This is a genomic window from Sphingobacterium paucimobilis HER1398 (assembly GCF_000416985.1).
GTDB lineage: Bacteria > Bacteroidota > Bacteroidia > Sphingobacteriales > Sphingobacteriaceae > Sphingobacterium > Sphingobacterium paucimobilis.
Window position 1 is genome coordinate 101,403 of record NZ_ATDL01000002.1, and the last position, 20,313, is coordinate 121,715.

General features: G+C 40.2%; 21 protein-coding genes. 14 read left to right on the forward strand and 7 right to left on the reverse strand.

The window, feature by feature from the left end; translation table 11 throughout:
- Window positions 1–25 precede the first annotated feature (25 nt).
- Window positions 26–346 carry a hypothetical protein gene (locus M472_RS45115; RefSeq protein ID WP_144062616.1) on the forward strand — a complete coding sequence of 107 codons (321 nt, stop codon included), beginning with the start codon at window positions 26–28 and terminating at the stop codon, window positions 344–346.
- Between the two features lie 10 nt (window positions 347–356).
- On the opposite strand, the gene M472_RS24410 is transcribed toward M472_RS45115, so the two are convergent.
- Window positions 357–683, reverse strand: coding sequence for a helix-turn-helix transcriptional regulator (locus M472_RS24410; RefSeq protein WP_021068434.1), 327 nt, complete (start codon window positions 681–683; stop codon window positions 357–359).
- A 108-nt stretch (window positions 684–791) separates the two neighbouring features.
- Entirely contained in the window at window positions 792–1,772 is a 981-nt protein-coding gene (locus M472_RS24415; RefSeq protein ID WP_021068435.1) for a hypothetical protein, read from the reverse strand.
- Between the two features lie 267 nt (window positions 1,773–2,039).
- On the opposite strand from M472_RS24415, the gene M472_RS24420 reads away from it, so the two are divergent.
- From M472_RS24420 to M472_RS24430, 4 genes are all read left to right on the forward strand, one after another.
- Entirely contained in the window at window positions 2,040–2,435 is a 396-nt protein-coding gene (locus tag M472_RS24420; protein WP_144062617.1) for a hypothetical protein, read from the forward strand.
- An 88-nt stretch (window positions 2,436–2,523) separates the two neighbouring features.
- Complete coding sequence (locus tag M472_RS24425) at window positions 2,524–3,057, forward strand: Crp/Fnr family transcriptional regulator (protein ID WP_144062618.1); 534 nt, start codon at window positions 2,524–2,526, stop codon at window positions 3,055–3,057.
- 246 nt (window positions 3,058–3,303) lie between these two features.
- A complete protein-coding gene (locus M472_RS45120; RefSeq protein ID WP_144062619.1) occupies window positions 3,304–3,624 on the forward strand; it encodes a hypothetical protein in 321 nt (106 codons plus the stop codon).
- Window positions 3,625–3,671: 47 nt separating this feature from the next.
- Window positions 3,672–3,893, forward strand: coding sequence for a hypothetical protein (locus M472_RS24430; protein ID WP_021068438.1), 222 nt, complete (start codon window positions 3,672–3,674; stop codon window positions 3,891–3,893).
- 84 nt (window positions 3,894–3,977) lie between these two features.
- On the opposite strand, the gene M472_RS24435 is transcribed toward M472_RS24430, so the two are convergent.
- The 3 genes from M472_RS24435 to M472_RS24445 form a co-directional block, all read right to left on the reverse strand.
- A complete protein-coding gene (locus M472_RS24435; protein ID WP_021068439.1) occupies window positions 3,978–5,228 on the reverse strand; it encodes a TlpA family protein disulfide reductase in 1,251 nt (416 codons plus the stop codon).
- Between the two features lie 234 nt (window positions 5,229–5,462).
- Window positions 5,463–6,821, reverse strand: coding sequence for a RagB/SusD family nutrient uptake outer membrane protein (locus tag M472_RS24440; protein ID WP_021068440.1), 1,359 nt, complete (start codon window positions 6,819–6,821; stop codon window positions 5,463–5,465).
- A 10-nt stretch (window positions 6,822–6,831) separates the two neighbouring features.
- Window positions 6,832–10,194 (reverse strand): SusC/RagA family TonB-linked outer membrane protein, encoded by a 3,363-nt coding sequence (locus tag M472_RS24445; RefSeq protein ID WP_021068441.1) that lies wholly within the window; start codon window positions 10,192–10,194, stop codon window positions 6,832–6,834.
- Window positions 10,195–10,820: 626 nt separating this feature from the next.
- On the opposite strand from M472_RS24445, the gene M472_RS24450 reads away from it, so the two are divergent.
- The 7 genes from M472_RS24450 (at window position 10,821) to M472_RS24485 (ending at window position 16,528) form a co-directional block, all read left to right on the forward strand.
- Window positions 10,821–11,297: a hypothetical protein gene (locus M472_RS24450; RefSeq protein ID WP_021068442.1), complete on the forward strand. Its 477-nt coding sequence runs from the start codon at window positions 10,821–10,823 to the stop codon at window positions 11,295–11,297.
- Between the two features lie 108 nt (window positions 11,298–11,405).
- Window positions 11,406–12,431, forward strand: a complete 1,026-nt coding sequence (locus M472_RS24455) for an N-acetyltransferase (RefSeq protein ID WP_021068443.1) — start codon at window positions 11,406–11,408, stop codon at window positions 12,429–12,431.
- Window positions 12,424–12,903, forward strand: a complete 480-nt coding sequence (locus tag M472_RS24460) for a hypothetical protein (RefSeq protein ID WP_021068444.1) — start codon at window positions 12,424–12,426, stop codon at window positions 12,901–12,903. The genes M472_RS24455 and M472_RS24460 overlap by 8 nt, the downstream gene beginning before the upstream one ends.
- A 735-nt stretch (window positions 12,904–13,638) precedes the next feature.
- Window positions 13,639–14,526 carry a DUF4145 domain-containing protein gene (locus M472_RS24470; RefSeq protein ID WP_021068446.1) on the forward strand — a complete coding sequence of 296 codons (888 nt, stop codon included), beginning with the start codon at window positions 13,639–13,641 and terminating at the stop codon, window positions 14,524–14,526.
- Window positions 14,527–14,704: 178 nt separating this feature from the next.
- A complete protein-coding gene (locus M472_RS46045; protein ID WP_021068447.1) occupies window positions 14,705–15,145 on the forward strand; it encodes a hypothetical protein in 441 nt (146 codons plus the stop codon).
- Between the two features lie 69 nt (window positions 15,146–15,214).
- Window positions 15,215–15,454: a hypothetical protein gene (locus M472_RS24480; RefSeq protein WP_021068448.1), complete on the forward strand. Its 240-nt coding sequence runs from the start codon at window positions 15,215–15,217 to the stop codon at window positions 15,452–15,454.
- Between the two features lie 450 nt (window positions 15,455–15,904).
- Window positions 15,905–16,528: an endonuclease/exonuclease/phosphatase family protein gene (locus M472_RS24485; protein WP_200859593.1), complete on the forward strand. Its 624-nt coding sequence runs from the start codon at window positions 15,905–15,907 to the stop codon at window positions 16,526–16,528.
- A 30-nt stretch (window positions 16,529–16,558) separates the two neighbouring features.
- Here M472_RS24485 and M472_RS24490 read toward each other — a convergent pair whose 3' ends face one another.
- Window positions 16,559–16,780 (reverse strand): hypothetical protein, encoded by a 222-nt coding sequence (locus M472_RS24490; RefSeq protein WP_021068450.1) that lies wholly within the window; start codon window positions 16,778–16,780, stop codon window positions 16,559–16,561.
- A 14-nt stretch (window positions 16,781–16,794) separates the two neighbouring features.
- The gene (locus M472_RS24495) at window positions 16,795–18,120 is read right to left on the reverse strand and encodes an acetylxylan esterase (RefSeq protein WP_021068451.1); all 1,326 of its coding nucleotides are present in this window, start codon (window positions 18,118–18,120) and stop codon (window positions 16,795–16,797) included.
- A 76-nt stretch (window positions 18,121–18,196) separates the two neighbouring features.
- Here M472_RS24495 and M472_RS24500 point away from each other — a divergent pair, with 76 nt between their 5' ends.
- On the forward strand, window positions 18,197–19,252 hold the full coding sequence (locus M472_RS24500) for a lactonase family protein (RefSeq protein ID WP_021068452.1): 1,056 nt from the start codon (window positions 18,197–18,199) through the stop codon (window positions 19,250–19,252).
- A 34-nt stretch (window positions 19,253–19,286) separates the two neighbouring features.
- Complete coding sequence (locus M472_RS24505) at window positions 19,287–20,312, forward strand: GntR family transcriptional regulator (RefSeq protein ID WP_021068453.1); 1,026 nt, start codon at window positions 19,287–19,289, stop codon at window positions 20,310–20,312.
- The last annotated feature ends 1 nt before the right edge of the window (window position 20,313 follow it).

The following is a 20,313-nucleotide window of genomic DNA, read 5'->3' on the forward strand; positions in this document are numbered from 1 at the left end:
AAGTAATGGGACAACATGGGAGGATATGGGACGATATGAGACAGACTGTCCCAAAAACAAGATAAAAAGTGGCTCAGCAAGTAGATTTATCCAACGGGCTTCGACTGGGGATGCGGTACCTATGCAGATCTGTTCGGGACTTGTCCGACTCTGCGTATGCCTTTGTTCGACTGGGCTTCGACACCGCTTCGACTATCCTTCGAGTGCCCTTCGAGTGCGAGTCGAACAGCAGTCGAACACCACCCGAAGCGCTCTCGAACATGTCTCGAACATGTCTCGAAGCAGTCCCGAACAACAGTCGAACAGCTCTCGAACACGTGTCGAAGAGCTGTCGAACAAAAAATGACAAATTTGAATCAGATTCGGCCCCGTCGTTTACTTTCCTGGATCATATCCTCCAGGTCCTCGAGGTAGTAGCAGTGCCGTTCTCCGATCTTGCGGGGCACCAGCTTGCCGGTATTCACAAAGCGGTAGTAGGTCGAGCGGCCGATGTGCAGGATATCGAGTACCTCCTCGATGTCCAATAGCTTTCGCTCAGTTAGGCCTGGCGGCCTGGCCTGTTGCTGTGCATTGTTCATCCGCAATACACAATCCCTTATTTCCAGCACATAGTCACGCATTTCGCGTACATAGCCCTGTATCTCCGATAGATACACAAGCGTGTCATTAGGAAGATTTTCCATGGTCAATCCGTGAAATTGAGGCCATAAACCGAAAAACCCGAAAGAAGTCCCTTTTAAACTCCCCTCCTATACAGCCGGTTAACAATAATTAATAAACATACATTATCTCTATAGCTCGATCATCTCATCCCAGCCTTCGTGCGACAGCGATTCCTTGTGGAGTACAAATTCATCCAGCTTAGGTTGCTGCTTGCGGTTTATAGGCAATGCCGCCTTGATCTTTGCATAGTTCGGTGTTTCTTTGATTTGCTCATTCACCGAATAGGTCAGTTTCAGATATTTGTCACCCACTTCAGGCTCCTGGACATACAGCATATTGACATACGTCCATCGGCTAGTTGTCAGGAACCAATTGGCGAGTAACCATTTGTCGATATCCACCGAGTTGAGCGAAGTCGCTATTTTGGTACCGTCGCGCAGGATGAAGAAATACACCCCCTCCTCAAAGGTGATCACCAAGATATCCTTTATCCGCACCTTATGGTCCTGATAGACGACAGACGATCCATAGATCAGATCCAGGTAGCTCATCAGAAAAAACATCTTGCGGCTGCCGATCCATGAATTCATAAAATTCTTGGCCCTGCTGTCCCGATCCGTCATACGCCCCTGTGGCAGGAGGCTTGCTTTCGGCCAATAGCATACGACCAGTATGTAGAGCAGCAGCGGGACAGCGAAAAACGGAAAATCGGTGATCCAGTACGATGTATTGTAGAGCATGCCCATTTGGGAAAATACAAGTATTTGTAGCAGCACCACATGCATCAAGACCGGAGGGATTACAGCTGCAAAAAGATACAGCGCAGTTTTAAGCCATTTCGGAATATCGGACAGCCTACCGAATAGCAGTCTGTACACTATCGATACCCACACCGCATAAATAATATGCAGCATCATAGTGCCCAGCAAGAGGATCCATAATCCGGCCCCCACCTGTAGCTCCCCTTCGACAGCCTTGTAGCCCAGATTGGTCACCAGGGCAGTAATAGCCGTAATGGTCAAGACAAGGAATACACGCAACACAGAGGTAATAATACGATTCCAACGGACCTTAAAACAAGTCCATTGATCAGGCTTAAATAAGTTCATAATATGCTATAAAAATCTGTATCGGTTAATGAATCAGAACCATGAATATACAAAAAATATAGAATACACATCCCATCCGTGCAAACAAATGCCTCGATTGCGCACTGCTGTTCAACAGTATATGGTGCAAGGATATCGGGAACTCCGCTTTCCAACGCCTGAACTGAGGTACATTTTTCTGTACCTCGACGTTTTTGCCGTATCGGCCATATTGCTTAGAGGAAAATCTGCCCTTAATTTTGAGGTAATAATTTAAACTTAATGTATATGAAACAGAATTTTAACAACGCAGGCTTTGCCAATACGCAAGCCTCCGTACTGAACCTGCCATCTGCCGTGAGGCACGTAGAGACCGATCGAATCCGCACCGACATAGACGGCTGGATGCTGGACACCTTTGAACTCAGCACCGATCAACAGGCACAGCTCAAGGATCTCTCGCCGGACTTCAAGCAGCAGATTGCCGATGCTGTTGCAGACAGCTGGGATGCCGGACAGCTCATCCTCTTCGACAAGCAGGCAGAGCCTTTAGGCAACAATGAGCGTAAACAAAAAACGGTCAAAGAAGTCGTACTCGAAAAAATGAGCGCTACTTCTCAAAGCGTACGGTCGCAGGATATGGCCGATACCCAGCAGGTTGCCATCCGTATACAGTACGGATAGACATAGCTCCGATCAGAACGATAGCTGTGCTGAGCCGAAAACCAGTACGGCTATCCGACTGATCTATATCCTTTTATTCCTACTCGTTGTGATTATGATAGATTTTGACTTCAGGCATTTAGACCTGTACATCAGCACCTCGCCCGAACAGCGACAGCAGATATGCGCTGTACTGAAGCAGCGTCATGTGCGCAAAGGTCATACGCTTATGCTCGATCAGGACGATCTGATCTATATACACGAAGGACTGTTGGTCATAATAAACAATGACAGTGATGCTATCGAGCATTTCATAGCCGAGCATGACATTGCCATCTATCCGGCACGCCATAGCCCTTACGCCCTGCAAGCACTGGAAGACAGCTCCATTTACTATATAAAGCATGACGACGTCGTCCATGTCCTCAATAAGAGCAATAATCTCAATCTTATCCGAGCTTATCACAAGATGTTGCTTTACTGGGCCTACCAGCGTCTGGCCCGCACCGAACTCTTATTATTGCCCGCCAGGGAAGCAAAAGAAATGTTCTACAAACGGTACAAGCACATTGCACTACGCCTACAGAGCAAAAGTATCGCTTCCTACCTTCATATGGACCCCAGTTACTTCAGCAAACTATAGATTTTACAACTTTTAAATAGGAAAATCACAATTCCAAACCGTCCGATCTCCCCGAACTTAGTATCAACAATAAGGAGATAAGTAACGATATAACCTTGTGACTATATGACTCTATAACAAAACATTAGACAACAACATATATAACAGCATCACTTGATAACACGATAATACGATAACACGATAACACGTTCACTTGCGTAGTGCAACGAAGTCCCGACATAGTCGGGAATAACTACATAAAACAAAATGACAGCAATAGTCCCATATCATCCATCCGGTATCGCACAAGCAGGTAGACACCGAGCCTTGCGGATAGACTCCGCAGGTACAGGCCATCCCTCATGGGGGCATACCTACCCTATGCTGTATTTAGTTGGTATGATGCGAAGCTATTGCCACCGGCCGCTATTCAAACGGATACGGCGTAGATTTGCGGTATTTCCCGCAAGGCGGTATACGGGGAAATCAAAAGTGGTACGGCCGAACAAGGAGTCCCGACGCCAGGTACCACATGTCTGCTACGAACAGACTAAACCAAGGGGCCAATGTGACTGCAGCATATTGTGATCAGTTAAAACAAATTATGATAGGTAGGTAATTTAAATCATAAGCTTATGGCATGGTTTTCATTTACAGGGACGGATCCATCAAATCCGGCACACTATACTTTTGCGACTTCTCCCCCTTCGTGTTCGACACCTAAGCAGGCCATGTGCTCGCTACAGGCAAATGACAACGGAGGAAGTCCAGATATCACTGATGCATTAAAGAATGAGTTGATTAATTCTTTACAAAATCAGGTAGACGGACCAAATGTGAAGTTGAAAAAAAGATAGTACCCTAGGCAGTATTATTAGAACAAGCGTTAGCTAAAATTAGAATAGGGTATGCACAGCACATACCCTATCTGCTTTTCTAGTCTACTTCTCTTCTATTACTAAAACTTCCATCTCTCCCTCACCTAATACAGCTTCGATGCCATACGCATTTAGCTGAGCATTCAACTCTTTTAAATCTTCAAAGGCACCTAGTCTAATCTTCATTTCTTTCTTAACTCTATCCAACACAGGGGGTAATTTATACCCTAGGTCTATGACAACAGCTAAACTTGCCGTACTCTCACAACTATAGCCGCCTGTAATCGGCTGTATACCTTTATATGGTTTAATAGGACATGGTCTCAGGATAAGACAATCTATTTTACGTATTTCCCGATAAGACTGTATCCCTAAAAAGCTATGTAAGTCATCCAAGACAATCCTAGCCTGTACGGAATCAGCACGTCTTACCCTATCGATACGTTCATACGATATTGCATTTTTTGTATACCAATCATTGCCTATATTCTCAAAGTCCTCATACATGTTGCGATTCTCAACATTCAGTATGAGCCGCTCATACCTAGGTATGTAATCAGCCTTTCGAACCCGCGCCCAATTAAAGAGTATGGCGCTGTAAATCGAAACATTATAAAAAGAGGTGTTGATCATTCCTGTTATACTATCCGTCTTGATCTCCAATGATTGATATGCTGCTCCATCCTGATATCCATCGAGACGTATCCCTAATTTATCAGCATTGTCGATTCCCATCCCCGTCAGGCTCCCCTTGCCGAAATCGTCCTTTAAAGCGAGTGCTATTTCTCCTGTATTAAATAGCTGTAAGATATTTTCCTCTGTGATCAATTCGGAGAATGTAATTGCTTTGACTTTGCCTCTAAAAATGAAAGCAACATGCGGAACGCCCATATGCGGAAACTTTTCCTTCAGATAAATGTCGTTATAGATAACAGGTAAATTGACCTTATTTTCTTTCAGAAACGCATTGCCTTTAAAGAACTTCTCAAAGGTTTCCTTACCCTGCCATCCTACCGTGAAGATTTGCATTTTGTCCCTCAGTTTGTTCTGTAGCGCCTGCAGTCTAGGCATACTCTGAATACAAGATCCGCAACTGGTTTCAAAAAAATCCAATACAATCACTTTATCATCTAGCTTATTCCAGTTTATTGTTTTATCAGGACTCCGCATAAGCTCTACCTCATCAGGAGGTAAAAAATTGTCTCCTACCTTCAGTGCTTTATTTAAATCTAATCTAACCCCTTTCTGTCCATAACCTGTTTGAAACAGACTGATTAGTAAAAAGGCTACTATTAAGAATTGAAACTTTTTCATATGTATATAATTTGATTTTCAGTTGCGATATAGAATATCCAAAGTATATTATGCACAGGAGTATTGTAAAATAGTGTGCATGCTGCTTCGCGGTCATTCGTGTTTGTGCAGTCTGTGCTACATGGATATTTCATATGTATATAATTATTTCATGAGCTCGCAAACTCGGTTTGATTTTCAGCTGCCATTATCTTGTCCCGATTCATCGGGATCATATATATATCTTTTATAATGTTATCGAATATTTTGAGGTATCTTACCAATAGTGACGACAGGCTCTGGAAGTCGGAACGCGTATTTACGGCTATCTGGTTCCAGTACATCCACTTTGCCGTCTACCGTTCTCTCTATAACCTTCTGAAAGCGTGTGTCGAGATTCAGTCGCTTGAGATCAGCCCATCGACGTCCACGGAATACGAGTTCTTTACGACGCTCCGACAGAATAATCCTTAGTAATGATTCTGGGGATCTCTCCGATACAGGAGCGAAAGAAGTTTGATCAATACGGTTCTCCAAAAGGGTGTTGATAGCATCTAGAGCTTCATCAATCAGCCCGAGACGCGTCGCGGATTCGGCCTTTACCAAATACATCTCGCTCGTAGTCAAACCTACAAACAGGGAGGAAATAGATTGATTATATGCTCCTTTGAAACTATAGCTTCCTGTAGGGATATTTGCTTTTAAAAAGAAAATACTTTTTCTCAGATCCGTATCTTCATAGCTTTCGTATAGCTCAGGAGCAATTCTTCCATTGGTACGGCTCATCGGGCCTGCCACCCCCGTAACAGCCGAGAATAGCACCTCCGTATTGAATTGTGGTATCGGAAAATCCCTGCTCGCATCCAGTAGATTAAAATCCATCAAATCACCGTGTATACGTATGCTCGAGTCCGCATAAGCATATGCGAGATGATAATCCGCAGTGTTCAAACTAGCCCGTGCAAGCCCAGCGTACGCGCTGGCTCTAAAGGGGCGACCTTTTATACTCTCGTGCAGTGGAAGCATCGGCACTGCTGCTCGATAGTCACTGATAATCTGGTCATAAGACTGTTGTAGAGATGCCCGTACCGACGACTTATCGATTTCTGGTCCCAGTCGTAACGGTATCCCCAACTCTTTGTCTGCTGTTTCCTTTTGGTAAGCCATAGCGTGAAGCTCCAACAACTGCTGAAAAGCAAAAGCACGGAAGAAAAGAGCAATACCTCTTAGATTGTCCCTTCTCTGAGAAACAGCTGCAGCATCAACGGATTGGATGATTTCTAGCGCCTGATTGGCGTTAAAAACTGCTTTATAGGGCAACTGCCACTGCGTAAACGCCTCATAAGGAGCATCGGCCCATGTGTAGGCATTCCTTTGATCGATAGTCAGCGCTCCATTAAATGTCTGGTCGGTTACATAATAATCATCTATGCCCCACTCTCCCCAAGTAGGGTATCCCATATTCATCGTGCTATAGTTATTTAACAACAGTTCGGCATCCTCTAGTGTATGTGGAATCACCATTTTGATATCCGGCTTTTCTTCCAGAAAACCTGTACAGCCTACACTGGTCAATCCGACCAGTAAAAAACTGATAAGTACATTTACATTCATAATATTCTGACTAAAAGTTAAAACTAAGCCCAAATGAAGCCATCAATGGCTCGGGCAACCCAAATCCATATTCCGGATCGATCCCCTTTTTATTCGCTCTCCATATCGTACCGACGTTCTGTAAATAGCCGTACACCCGGCAATTGTTAAGTCTATAGCGATGGGCAAACGGCAATCCGACCGATACTTGTATATCCCTTAATTTGATCTGACCAGCTTTTTCGACCAATGCGGAAGATCGCATGTACACCTGACTCCCGAGATTTGCGGGATAACTAAAGGCTGGAACATCCGTACGCAGTTCATCACCTTCTTTTTGCCAGCGTAGCGCATAATCTTTGTGTCCCAGATCATTGTTTATAAAAAGTAGGTTATCGAAGGAATTTCTTAAAAAGCGATGTCCCAAATGGTAAGCAATATTCCAAGAGAGTTCGATACTTTTGTATTTCACACTATTACGCCAACTTCCAAAATACAACGGTACAGCCGCCCCGTGATTTTCGAGATCATTGACATCCATTGCCAGTATGGCAAAATAATCCTTAGACACTTCACCATTTAAATAGGCTTGTGCGTCTCCATTTTCAGGATCCAATCCAGCCCACCGATAAGATAATACAGACCTTAGATCCAGGCCTTCAATAGGTGTAGACACCATTGTCTGGGCTGTACCGATATAGTCCTTTCCTGTTTCATTGGCTATATAAGATTTCAAGACCTTGGTCCGAGCGTACGAAAAGACAACATTAGATGTCCAAACCCAGTCTTGGTAACGCAATGGGATCACATTCAGGGAGACATCCCAACCTTTGGTACGTATATTGGCACTATTTACCATCAGATTATTAAAACCTGTAGTCGGATCTACACGATCGGGAGCAATCAAGTCTTTTGCGTTCTTTATATAGTATTCGATAGATCCAGAGAACCTATTCTTGGCAATCGCAAAATCCAATCCCAGATTAAGAATTCCTACCCGCTCCCATCGCAGGCTAGGATTAGGAGGCGTATTGATCGATCCGTAGTTCTGATTCGTGATATAATGAACCATGCTTTCTATAGTCAGTATTGGTAGAGCCGACACACTGTTATTGGCATTACCGTTATAACCGTATGTAGAGCGTATTTTCAGCCAATCAAAAAAAGTGCTGTGTGACAGTAAATCTTCATTGGACAATATCCAAGCCCCACCTACAGACCAGAAAGGCTGTCCGCGATCGTTGCTTTTTACACCAAATAGATTGGAGGCATCTTTGCGAAAACTGGCACTCAAAGAATATCGATCGTTGTATGTATAAGCCCCATTAGCAAAATAAGACACAAAGTTATTTCGTAGGTATTCATATCGGTTACGATCTATCACTGCACTGGTCCCCTCCATTCCGTTGAGCAAAGGTAGCTCAACTCCATATGCCACAGGCTTAAAAGCGCCAGTTTCCCTATTGTATCCGTGATACTGCGCTGAGTTCAGCATTTTTTTATTCTTGGAGAATTCGAATCCTCCCAATAGGGATATCCTATGTCTTTCATTCCATTGGCGATCGAAATCCAAACTGGCCCGGCTCTGATGTGATACGATATCCCAATTGAGCAACTGTTTAAAATCGCCTACCGGAAGATTCCAGGTTATCGAGTTGTCATTCCAGCTGGCATACATATTGATCTCATCACGTTGCTGATAGTTTTCTATCCCGATCCATGTCTCCAACGGATTGTTAGACCGCTTATAAGCATACATCATATTCAGTTTCAGTCCAAAATCAAAGGAATAAGACGCTTGTGCATTTGAAAAGAACTCGCGTACATTCTCTGTAACCCTATTATAGGGCATCTCCTTCAGCGGAGCGTATGACCAGTCCAGTAGACGGCCATTGGCCAGTGTATCTCTAAAAGCAGGATTATATCCGCTTACATCATACGCAAGGGGATTTCCGGCATAATCAGCGAGCCTTAGATAGGGATAATTATTATCCGATATCTGCAAGCTATTGTAACGAACCGGGATTGCACTATTAACGTTCTTTGATTCGGTATAGGTTAAGCCTATATCGAGCAAAAGATTTTTTAGAGGCTTGACCTGCGTATTGGATCTAAGCGTGTAGCGATCATAAATAGAAGTCACTACATCATTCAAGTTCTTATCATAACCCACTGAAAGCATTGTATTAGCCCGCTCTCCTCCAGCCGACAGTTGCAAATTGTACTGTTGATTGACTGCCTTTCGATAGATGTACTTCTGGTAATCGGTTCGTACATCATGCTTCTTGAGATCGGTTATTTTCTCTGCATATTCCATGGGGGTTATCTTGCCAGTCTTCTCCTGATGCATTAACCACAGTATAGGTTGTGGATTATAGTACTTGTCCTCAAACCATCCGTCATAGGCATCCTGGTCAAATAGGTACCGTTGCAACTCTATGTAATCCGGAGAGCTCATCTGCGGGTAATAGAAAAGATCAGGGCGATCTTTAATGGATATATTGGAATTAAATGATAACTGCGTCCCTCTATTAAATTTTGCCCGCTTGGTCGTAATTACAATCACCCCATTACCGGATTGTGCTCCCCATATGGAGGCCGCGGCTGCATCTTTAAGCACCGTCACATTTTCAATATCATTAGGATTAATGTTATAGTGCATTCCCTGACCGTACTCTCCTCCTCTATCATCGTAAACTACTCCATCAATCACGATCAAAGGAGATTGTTTCGACCTCAATGTACTTTCGCCTCTTATATTTATACCTAGCGTATAGCCTTTTGTATTCGGATTATATTTGGAGGATGATATGCCCGGTACCACGTCCTCTAGCCGGCTTACAAAGTCCGTCGACACCTTCCTGTTGAATAATGCCGAGTCGATAAACTCAAAGCTCCCCGTAGCTCGTTCTTTGGGTAGCTTCTGGTACCCGGTAGATACGACTTCTACTTCTTCGATCTGTTTTTCATTGGCCTGTAGGGCGATATTCAATATTGTAGCTGTATTCTCATAGGCAACCCGTTGCTCCTTGTATCCGATATGTTTTATAGTTAATATCCCTGTAGGCTTATCCACGCTGATCGTAAACCTCCCCTCCTTATCCGTGCGCGCATGCTTCTTCTCTATTGCAACGGAAGCTCCTTCGATAGGCTTTCCATCTTCATAAGATGAAACTACACCTCTGACTACAGTCTGAGTTAGGCCTTTGGCCTCCTGCCCGAAGGCAGGAGTAACCAAAGACCAACTAAACAACACACAGAATATCATAAACACCACGTCACTGCGATACCGCCCAAGCGGGAGAAGCAGTCTATAACTATTATTTTTCATTTTCGAGCAGGCATAGTCCTGCCACTTTGGGCAGTTCTCTCCCACCCCTAAAAAATCTCTCATTTTTAAGTTCATTAGGTGTGACCTAATGAAGGCGGGTCAGAGCGTTACTTCTATCAATAACCAACCGTACCTAATCCTCGATCAGGCCACACTGTTTAAATAAAAAATTAACTGAATAAAATCGAGTAAATACCTTTGCGTTTTACAATTGGGTTTTGTCGGTTTAATAACTGGCAAATACAATGATCTAAGTCATCAATAATGACTTCTATTCCTTGGGTATTAAGGAGGCCTCTTAAGCTTCGTTCTAATTTGTTTTTTTCTCATTGTTCATCTTGGTTAAGGCATCAATGAACAACAGTATCTATATAAGAAGAGGTGCTATCTGAAAAGAGATGGGACTTACCTCATTCCTTCAGAAGGCCGTAGGAAGCCCGGAGAAAAGAACAAGAGCAAGCGCCCATCTCTCCTCACAAAGATAAGAGAATGGGGCTTAGACTCCTGAACCTTGTTTCTCCTGAAAATTTCCTACGTTTTCTAAACAAGATGCAGCGTCATTCGCCAATTTATTAGCAGAAATACAAATAGTTAATCAGCTAATTACAAGACAAACTTAAAACAAAAAATACAAAATTCCAACTTTTTCTAATCATCATAATTTGCATCGAATATTCTTTATTGCGATTATGGTTAAATTAACAACTTCAGCAATATTCACAATCAACATGGTTAAGCTACGTAGACTGGTTAAAGGTCGCTCAGCAAGAGACCTATCAGCGTCTGTCAGTAGTGATCCAAATTTAATTTCAGGATTTGAAAGTATGGTGATAAAATCACAATATCCGCATCATGTTCTATCATCTATCGCAAATGAATTAAATGATGATATACGACTATATTATCCTCCTGATGAAGACTTGCTGGAAGATGACGGCAGTAGATTTGTCAAAGAGATTATCAGTCTATCTAATATAGATGATTGCACGTTAGTGATAAATGGAATGATAGATGCGGGTTGTTTTATCGATGGAAAGAGTAAGGATGACACTGCGATATATCTGTTTGAACAAGGGAAACCTAATGCTTTGATCATCGAACAGGCCTTAAAAATAGCAGAAAAAGCTAATAAATTAAGCCTTCGCGACGGCAAATACTTTTCCTAATCACAAGCATTGTTGTCTCCAATCATATAAAACCTTATTTTAGAGTTTTATTAATCTAAATTGGGGAACGTTAAGAAAAATACCAGAGTAAGAAGCCCGCTTGTTATCATGCTTAGAAGTGATTTCGAGGTACTTCGCAACGTGTACCATCTTTTACAAGATTCAATTCTGTCAGATGAGGACGTCTCATTTCTAATGGGTAAATATGATGGTTATCTTTTTGAAATATTAGATCCAACGAACAAGAAGAAATTTAAACAAGACCTGTGGACGCTTTTTGTCCCGATATTCCAATCTTCTTTTACAGAGGTTATGCCTCCTTCACATGTAGGTTCCTATGAAAAAGTAAAGCTTAATAGTGCTGCCAACCATAATAAAAAAACGACTATATACCGTTTTACGGTAAACTATGAAGATCGTACAGAAGATAAAAATGGTGTTGAACATAAGATAGCCGTAGAGCCTGAATATCTGGAATGGAAAAAGAAGGTGGTTACGGGTGAACGGAAAATTGAAAACAAACCGCTGACTCATTACTTAAAGTTTTTGATCAGCGAGGGATTCTTTTTTACACCCAAGACTTCCCTATTCATTCTTATCCATCTCCGTGAGTACTTTGATAAACCATTCACAGCTGAAGATCTAGGTGTCTCTATTAAAAAACTGTGTAGACGACAGTCGGGAATCGAGACATTACTCCAACGGAATATAGATGACTCAAGATACTCCTACTCCGAGTTATTTCATATCTCGCCATTAGATGAAGTATCAGAACTTCCGGAAGCACTCCTTGAAATGGCTAGTAGATCCACTGTTACTGTCCGACACAAAATTACACATGCAGTACGCGGTTTACTAGGCTTTATCGAGCTGAACGACCGAGAGCTGGTGAACATAGCAGTGCATCCTGACTTTAGAGAAATGCGTATGGCAGCGAGATTGCTCGATTACGTCATGGCTCTCAATAAAAAGTCGCCATTGACAATAGAAGTCGATATCAAATCTCCCCACGTCGACTTTCTTGAAAACTGTTCATTCATAGAAAGCAAAGAAGACCGGAAATATAGGAAAGATAACAAACTGTCAATAATTAAGCTGAAAAGAGGAACCAAGAAGGAGGAAGAAGATGAGTAATAAGTCTGACAATAAAATCATCCCAATTATAACAGGGATTATAGGATTCTTTGGAGGTATAGCTCTTGTAAATAATTGGCTAGTACTGAACAGAGAATATCCTGAATCTGAGTATCTAAAAGTTCCCTTTAAACCAGAGGCATGGGGTAATATTGCAGATTGGGCTATGGTTACTATTACTTTGATTACAGCTATTTATCTTATTAAGACGTTTAAAAGTCAAAACAAAGCTATTGATCTACAACATCAAGCACTTCTGGAACAACAGAAAATTACAAAAATCGAGCAGATGATGTTTAAAGAGAAAGTAAAGCCTTACTTCTCATTAAACGTGGTTCCCAAAAATCAAACTATAAATAACGACATAGCTTTTTACACCTATTCATTTATATTCCTTTTGGAGAATAGTTCTGCAAACAACATTCAAATTACGACTAGTTTATTTAACAGTGAGAATAATTTCGGTGAATGACTTACTTATCAAAAACATCAAGGGGACTATATAGCAATGTTTGAGACTACATACACTCAAAAAAAACTTTCTCAACAAAAGGATGGCGCTGATTTCATATTTCGTTTTGAGTTCACATTAGTTTATGACGATATTTTAGGGAATAGTTACGAACAAAAAATAATGTTTTACGAAGATAATCTAGGCAAAACAAATTACCACGCTGGTGGACCAGCGGACTTCTTAAAGAAAAATGTTTAGTACATGATAAGATTCATAATACACTAAAATTCAGTTTGTACTGTGACTTTTCCTCAGCTAGTCCTGTGCTTTGTAAGCTGGACGATAACAGATAACGTACAGTCTGATGAAACCTATGTTATACAAGATCGTGTCCATAAATATTTTGTATATTGCACTTCCCTAATATAGATAATACTTTGTTAAACCGAATATGCGGTATCGTGGTATTCACCTGACTATTACGCAATGATTTTGACCAGTACATTAAATCCACTTCCTAGTGAATAGTTACACTAATTTAGCTGTTATAAGATAACTTTTCCCATTTCTTTATTGACAGCTTTGTAAACGGAATTTAAATCTTTAATAACTAGAAAGCTGTTTTTTAAAAAGCATAAAATTCTGTAAAATATTGTTTAGTATTGTAATACACGTTGTCTTACAACAGATTCAAATGTAGAATCGTTTTGAAGAGTTTTTTACATAAAATAATCTTTGTAAATTAAAAAATATATGGGTCAGAAATACTTTTGTTCTAATTGTCAAGGAGTGCGGAATCATCACACTTTATTTGAGACAAAGAAAAGTGGAGGAGAAGATGATTATAATTTTCAATGGGTCGAAAGATATTGTGTAATCCAGTGTCTAGGGTGCGATCATATCTCTTTTCTGAAAGCTTATGGTGATAATTTTATGATGAGACAAACCAAAGAGGATGACTACGAATACTATGAAAATGAGATAATCTTGCCTCCGTATTTAAAACATGGGAATATTATTGACACATCGCATCTTCCTGTCACTATTAAAGAAATATATTTAGAAACAATTAATGCGCTTAAGGTAGAAGCAAAGATATTGGCAGCCGGTGGCTTTAGAGCCATTATCGAATGTATTTGTAACAATTTGAAGTTAAAAAAAGGTTCACTAGAAATGAGAATTAACCTTCTTCACGAGAAGGGATATTTAACTTTTAAGGAATCAAAAAGACTGCATTCGATACGTTTTATTGGTAATGATGCATTACATGAAATTGAAATACCTAAAATGCTACAGTTAAACATTTTATTAGATATAATCAATCATCTCTTGATCAACCTTTTTATCAATGATAAAATCCTTAATGGAAAATTCGATTTAGTTATAGATGAATATAGCGAATTCATTAGTTTGCTGAATAAGAACATTATTGCAGAGTTTCTAGGTAAAGAAATAACATTAGATTCAATCTTAGGAAAAGCCAAAAGACTAATTTCAAAAAGCAATATGGGGAAATTTCAGCAACGTCTAAATGATGAAATCAGGGAGCAGACTAACATCTTTCTTTCGATTCAAGACGAAGATAAAAATCTATATAAAGTAATAAAGGTACCAGAGCTACAATCACCTTTCCCTTTCTAATAAAGTGTTAAATTTATTTCTCCCGATAGCGCGAGCTTGTAGCTCGTATCTACATTGTTTATAGGTTATCATTTTACAATCTAATGTTCACAGCCTGGGCGAAATAACAAAACGATATCCAATAATCGGGGACTATAAAAAGATCTAGTTTTAAAGAAAATAAGAAAAGTTAGACTGCATGAAGGTACATACATCAGATAGCACATCGGAATTATCTCTAGATTTAATGTTTATCGCAACTGACACGGTCGATCTTAAGGTATTCTTAGATGACGACCCACTCTTTGCTACCTATCTGGGTAATGAAACAGGAATAGAATCCTCCTATACCGAAAACCAAGATAATCTCATCCTCCTATTAGAGTTCATTTTCAATACGAAGGTGACATTAACAGAGTTGACTGAGTCTGCAAACAGAAAGGTCTATGATCTGACCTTCTATAAAGACAGATGCATTTCAATAGAAGACCTTGAAAGAAACTACCTAATTTGGATTGAGGAAAGCGGACACGATAACAACATGGATGAATATGGTAACTTAGTGAGCATTATTGGTTATATAAGACGTAATCAAGGCAAGAAACATCTGCTGCTAACTGTTGAAAAGAGAACTCCATAATAAGATCTATTGTAGTTCAATGCTTGGAGTGACACCTATGAAACTATACCTAAGATTAACAATCTGCAAATGGAAAGAATAAGGATAACAAAAGATAACATTCATAATTTTGCCAAATTTGAGGCATTGTTGGACAATGGGAAAATTAAATTTGATGCATTGGGTAGGCTTCGATATTTACATGGTGCGCCTGTCGGAGATCTAATTCATACTAGAACAAGTAAAGATGGGCAACCAATATTTCAAGAGACAGCAGACGAGTGGTTTGCCCCAGAAAGTCAAAGATCTAAGGAGTTTGTTTGGCCTTAAAGATCTTTGCTAGTATCATGCTGCCGAGAGCTTCCAACTTCTGTCTATGTAATTCTTATAACTAAGCCTGGATTCAATATTGATTTCTCTGGCAGTTGCCGCTCCAGGAAAGAAATAAATATCATACAAGATAGCCCTCGCGGATTTGCTAGGGCTATGCTTAACCAATTATAACTCCGCAGGGATGCGGGCTCGTTTTACGAATATTTAAATATAACTCTTATATATCTATAAAACAATAGGATAGCAGCGCTGTTTTTGAATTATAGAAGTCCAAAATCGATATAGAAACATGTGTAAGAAAGCTAAAAGTCTAAAGAATATGCTTGGGACTGATTGAAAATACAACACATTTTATATCTTGTCTTTAATATGAGGTTGGTCACATGGAATTGTAATGGTGCTTTTAGAAAGAAGTTCTCAGCACTTGATTATTTAAATGCAGATATTATGATAATTCAGGAATGTGAAAATCCTGAGACATCTAATCACAAGCCTTACAAAGAATGGGCAAGTAATTATCTATGGATTGGAAAAACCAAAAATAAAGGATTGGGGATTTTTGCCAAGAACGATATTCGGATAACCCCTCTTTCCTGGTCAAATCAGTATGATGATCATACCGTAGATTATTTTCTGCCTTGTCGTGTTGGTAATGAGTTTAATCTACTAGCCTGTTGGTGTCATGGGAACAACTCTCCTACCTTTGGATATATCGGCCAGCTATGGAAATACCTTCAGCTCAATAAAAACATAGAAAACACACTAATCGTAGGAGATCTCAACAGCAACAAAATATGGGACAGATGGGATCGGTGGTGGAACCATACGGATGTATTAAACATACTTGACAAAAGCGGTATAGTCAGTATGTATCATCACCTAACAGGAGAAGAGCAAGGAGAAGAAACTAAAAAGACATTCTTCCTACAGCGAAACCCAGCAAAGGCATATCATATAGACTATGTATTCTGCCCTACTGATCGTATAGGCACGATGGCTTCGTTACAAGTCCTGGACTTCGAAGATTGGAAACACCTGAGCGACCATGTGCCAGTGGTGTTTGAGAACTAGGTAACCTTAGGTATAAAACAAATCTAAGGGCTAGTCACCTGCTAGTGCGAACTTCAAGTTTGTGTCTGTACAATTTTTATAATTAAGCATGGATTCATAATGAATCCCCATAAGACCTACACAGACATTAACCTCTGATCCCCGTACGTGCACATTCATTGTATTAAAACCATCACTTGTCAAATACAATGTCTTTGCATCCATCCGAAGTAATGGCTCACCAAAGCATAATACCTTTCCTTTATTCTTCATAGTTTTTCTCCTTTTTACTTAAAAAAATTAATGATCCAGTCTTCAACCTTTTGTAATTGCTCGGGATAGGTCCAGTGTCCTGTAGGTTGGGCTACATAAACTTCCTTTGATGCAGAGATTGAATTGTAAACGCTATAGTAAGAAGTAGGAGGACAAGTATCATCGTTATATCCCCAAGTAAAAAAACCAGGAACTTGTATCTTATTTGCATAGCTTGCTGCATCAAAATATCTTGCTGTCTCGAGTTTATCGGCTTTTTGTGTCTGAGGGTTGGTGGCTGCACCTACATGAGGCCAACCTCCTGCTCTATGGTGCTGATAACCCGCCAAATCGCAGAGAGCTGGATAAACTGCTACGTATCCTTTGACTCTTTTATCCATAGCGGCTGAAAACAGCGTCATCCCTCCCCCTTGACTGTGTCCATATACGATAAGCTTATTCGGGTCATACTGAGGTAGGGTCTCTAAAAAATCTACTGCGCGTATACACGCTAGATAAACACGCTTATAGTAATACTGATCCTTGTCATCCAGGTTATAAAACCAATATTCTTTGAGGGAAGTATTTAGCAGCTCACTATATACCGAAGGGTCCTGATCCAAAGGTAGTCCATGAATACCTATCTGCAATGTGATGAATCCTTTTTCTGCCAGTGCAGTGTAACCTACATAATTGCGTACTCCTGCTCCCGGAAACTGTACTACAGCCGGTAGCTTGCCGGATTTTTTAGGTACGACAAGCTTACCATAGATACGTGAGCCCCAGCGGTAGTGCTGAAAACTCACCGCGTAGACATCGTACAAAGCAGTACTTTGTGCAGGTAGGAGCTCCATTTTAGGAGCTAGGGTAATCTTTCTTGCATCCTTGATCGCTTTATCCCAAAAGGACATCAAATCTGCTGGTGCTTGTTGGGTGATTTTTATTTCATTTGGCGCAATTGCTGCAGTTGCTATTCCCTTGTACTCTACACCATCTATGTTTACTAGAGCTTCACAACGAAGGAAACCAGGACGATCCGGCTTTTTAGACAGCAGAATGACTTCATACTTGGACGACTGCAACGTACCTGTATCCGTAGGCTTTTCTTTTTCATATCCCATAGTGTAGCGAATGGGTACACCTGCAATTGGCACTTGGTTTTTCAGTACTGTAACCTTAAATTGAACGTCCTGTTTACGTTGATAGGTCCAATCTTCATGGTCAGGACTAACAAGCACTTGAATCAACTGGTTGGATCTTGTTTGAGCGAAAATAGTACTGATAAAAAGAATCGAAATGATACTTAAAAACGACCGTAAAATTACTTTTTTGAGTAGGTCTTGATAGTGAAGTTTACACATGTTTTGAAATTGATATTTAATTCCCTAATTTAACAAAATACATTCACTAATCAACGCTCAAAAACAAGTAAAATAAATGTCAGAAAAACAAACATTAATATCTGGAACATACACAGTTAATACAAAAAGCAAAGGTGTTTACATCTTTCAAGAAACAGGTAACAAAAACGAGAAATTAAAACCACAGCACACAACAGCTAAAAACCCATCCTTTTTAGCGATACTACCACACAAAGACAGGCTGTATTTTATTGAAGAAGTGGGAGATGAAAAAGGACAAATAAAAGCGATCTCGTTTCCACAACAATCAACAGATTTAGCGTATGATTTCGCCATAAATACTCAGGGAAGCGCACCTTGCCACATCGCCATCAGTCCGCAAGAAGATTTGCTCATAGTTTCCAATTATATGAGCGGCAACTTTAGCTGCTTTTCCCTCAATGAACAGGGTAACATAGGATCGTTACTAAGTTGTTACGGTTTTAAAGGCAAGAGCATACACCCGAAACGGCAACTACAGTCTCATATACATTCAGCTGCCTTCAGCAAAGACGGAAATAAGGTATACATACAAGACTTGGGTGCGGACTGTATTTATCAATTCGACACAGAAGACCTTAGAACGAATAATCAAAAGTATTTCACATTTAAATTAACACCTGGATTAGGGCCGCGGCATATTACGATCTCCTCTAAAAATCGTATGTATGCAGTGAACGAACTTGACGGGAGTATTGAGGTGCTACAGATCGATGACTCAAACATGATTGTCAATTCGTTACAACGTACCGCTTTAAACACTAAAAACACAGTGTCAGGTTTAGATCTTGGCGCACATATACGGATCACTAGGGATGAAAAATACATTTATGCCAGCAACCGCGGAGATAGAAATGAAATCACGGTATTTGAAATCGATGAACAAGGATATCTAGCCCAAAAACAAATAGTCTCTAGTGAAGGGATAGGGCCTCGACATTTTGAATTTGACAGCGATGAGAGCGTATTGTACGTAGCCAATCAACAAAGTAATACCATTCAAAAATTCCATCGAGACAAAAAAACGGGACTGTTAAATTACGCTAATCAAGAAATTTCAGTACCTAGCCCTGTATTTGTCGCTATAATATAATATTATTAGTAATTTGCTCTATCAAAATTTCTTTATGCAAATTCAGGTTAACCATTCAAGTAAGACACCTTTATACAAACAGGTCGTACAAGAGATTAAAGAACTAATCACCAAAAAAGTGTGGAAAGAAGGACACCTTCTTCCATCTATGAATCAGCTCTGTGAATCATTACAGGTTTCAAAAGAAACTGTAAAAAAAGCCTATAGTATACTTCGGGCAGACGGCTTCATTGATGCTGCGCACGGTAAGGGGTTTTTCGTAAAGAAAATAAAAAAACAAGCACTTAAGGTCCTTGTATTGTTTGACGTATTAAGTTTTTACAAAAAAGAGCTTTTCGAGTCTTTTTCCGAACATATGGATAGCAATACAGAGTTTACCATCCGTCTGTTCAACCAAGAGATTGATCTCTTTGAAAAGTTTATCCTCGAAAACTTAGGTCAGTTTGATTACTATGTTATCACACCTCACCTACCCCTGACGCCCAAAATACAAGCTCGTGTCATTTCGATATTAAAGAAAATACCTAACCGTCAATTGGTACTATTGGACAGAGACTTGGATGGATTACCTGGAAATTTCATCTCCATTTATCAGGATTTTGAAAATGATGTTTACGAAGGTCTGCAACAAGCTACCGAAGCAATTTCAAGATATCCTAAACTGAATATCTTTACCATGAAGGGGAGTTTATATGGAAAATTACTCCATAAGGGAATTCAGCATTATTGTGAAGAACAAAAGATTAACCATGCTTTTTTTGATCAAAAAATTCCGGACAAACTTACTGCTGGCGAGTCATACTTTATACTAAGCGGTCAGTTAGAAAATGAACTGATCCAGATGGCTAGAATGGCAAAAGCCCAAAAATTAAAAATAGGAAAAGATATTGGTATTTTATCCTATAACGAATCTGCCATCAATGAAATTATCTTAAATGGTCTTTCGGTATTATCGACAGACTTCAAAGAAATGGGCAAGGAAGCGGCAATAGCTATTAAAGAAGATAAACACCGTAAAACAAAATGTGTATTCCGCTTTATAAAACGGAATACATTCTAAA

Excerpts from the sequence above, each read along its gene's own strand:
- M472_RS24450 (WP_021068442.1), top strand. The coding sequence starts at position 10,821 with ATGGTTAAATTAACAACTTCAGCAATATTCACAATCAACATGGTTAAG.
- M472_RS24470 (WP_021068446.1), top strand. The coding sequence starts at position 13,639 with ATGGGTCAGAAATACTTTTGTTCTAATTGTCAAGGAGTGCGGAATCAT.
- M472_RS24410 (WP_021068434.1), bottom strand. The coding sequence starts at position 683 with ATGGAAAATCTTCCTAATGACACGCTTGTGTATCTATCGGAGATACAG.
- M472_RS45120 (WP_144062619.1), top strand. The coding sequence starts at position 3,304 with ATGACAGCAATAGTCCCATATCATCCATCCGGTATCGCACAAGCAGGT.
- M472_RS45115 (WP_144062616.1), top strand. The coding sequence starts at position 26 with ATGGGACGATATGAGACAGACTGTCCCAAAAACAAGATAAAAAGTGGC.
- M472_RS24495 (WP_021068451.1), bottom strand. The coding sequence starts at position 18,120 with ATGTGTAAACTTCACTATCAAGACCTACTCAAAAAAGTAATTTTACGG.
- M472_RS46045 (WP_021068447.1), top strand. The coding sequence starts at position 14,705 with ATGAAGGTACATACATCAGATAGCACATCGGAATTATCTCTAGATTTA.
- M472_RS24455 (WP_021068443.1), top strand. The coding sequence starts at position 11,406 with ATGCTTAGAAGTGATTTCGAGGTACTTCGCAACGTGTACCATCTTTTA.
- M472_RS24440 (WP_021068440.1), bottom strand. The coding sequence starts at position 6,821 with ATGAATGTAAATGTACTTATCAGTTTTTTACTGGTCGGATTGACCAGT.
- M472_RS24490 (WP_021068450.1), bottom strand. The coding sequence starts at position 16,780 with ATGAAGAATAAAGGAAAGGTATTATGCTTTGGTGAGCCATTACTTCGG.
- M472_RS24500 (WP_021068452.1), top strand. The coding sequence starts at position 18,197 with ATGTCAGAAAAACAAACATTAATATCTGGAACATACACAGTTAATACA.
- M472_RS24430 (WP_021068438.1), top strand. The coding sequence starts at position 3,672 with ATGGCATGGTTTTCATTTACAGGGACGGATCCATCAAATCCGGCACAC.
- M472_RS24420 (WP_144062617.1), top strand. The coding sequence starts at position 2,040 with ATGAAACAGAATTTTAACAACGCAGGCTTTGCCAATACGCAAGCCTCC.
- M472_RS24485 (WP_200859593.1), top strand. The coding sequence starts at position 15,905 with ATGATAATTCAGGAATGTGAAAATCCTGAGACATCTAATCACAAGCCT.
- M472_RS24415 (WP_021068435.1), bottom strand. The coding sequence starts at position 1,772 with ATGAACTTATTTAAGCCTGATCAATGGACTTGTTTTAAGGTCCGTTGG.
- M472_RS24435 (WP_021068439.1), bottom strand. The coding sequence starts at position 5,228 with ATGAAAAAGTTTCAATTCTTAATAGTAGCCTTTTTACTAATCAGTCTG.
- M472_RS24505 (WP_021068453.1), top strand. The coding sequence starts at position 19,287 with ATGCAAATTCAGGTTAACCATTCAAGTAAGACACCTTTATACAAACAG.
- M472_RS24445 (WP_021068441.1), bottom strand. The coding sequence starts at position 10,194 with ATGAGAGATTTTTTAGGGGTGGGAGAGAACTGCCCAAAGTGGCAGGAC.
- M472_RS24460 (WP_021068444.1), top strand. The coding sequence starts at position 12,424 with ATGAGTAATAAGTCTGACAATAAAATCATCCCAATTATAACAGGGATT.
- M472_RS24480 (WP_021068448.1), top strand. The coding sequence starts at position 15,215 with ATGGAAAGAATAAGGATAACAAAAGATAACATTCATAATTTTGCCAAA.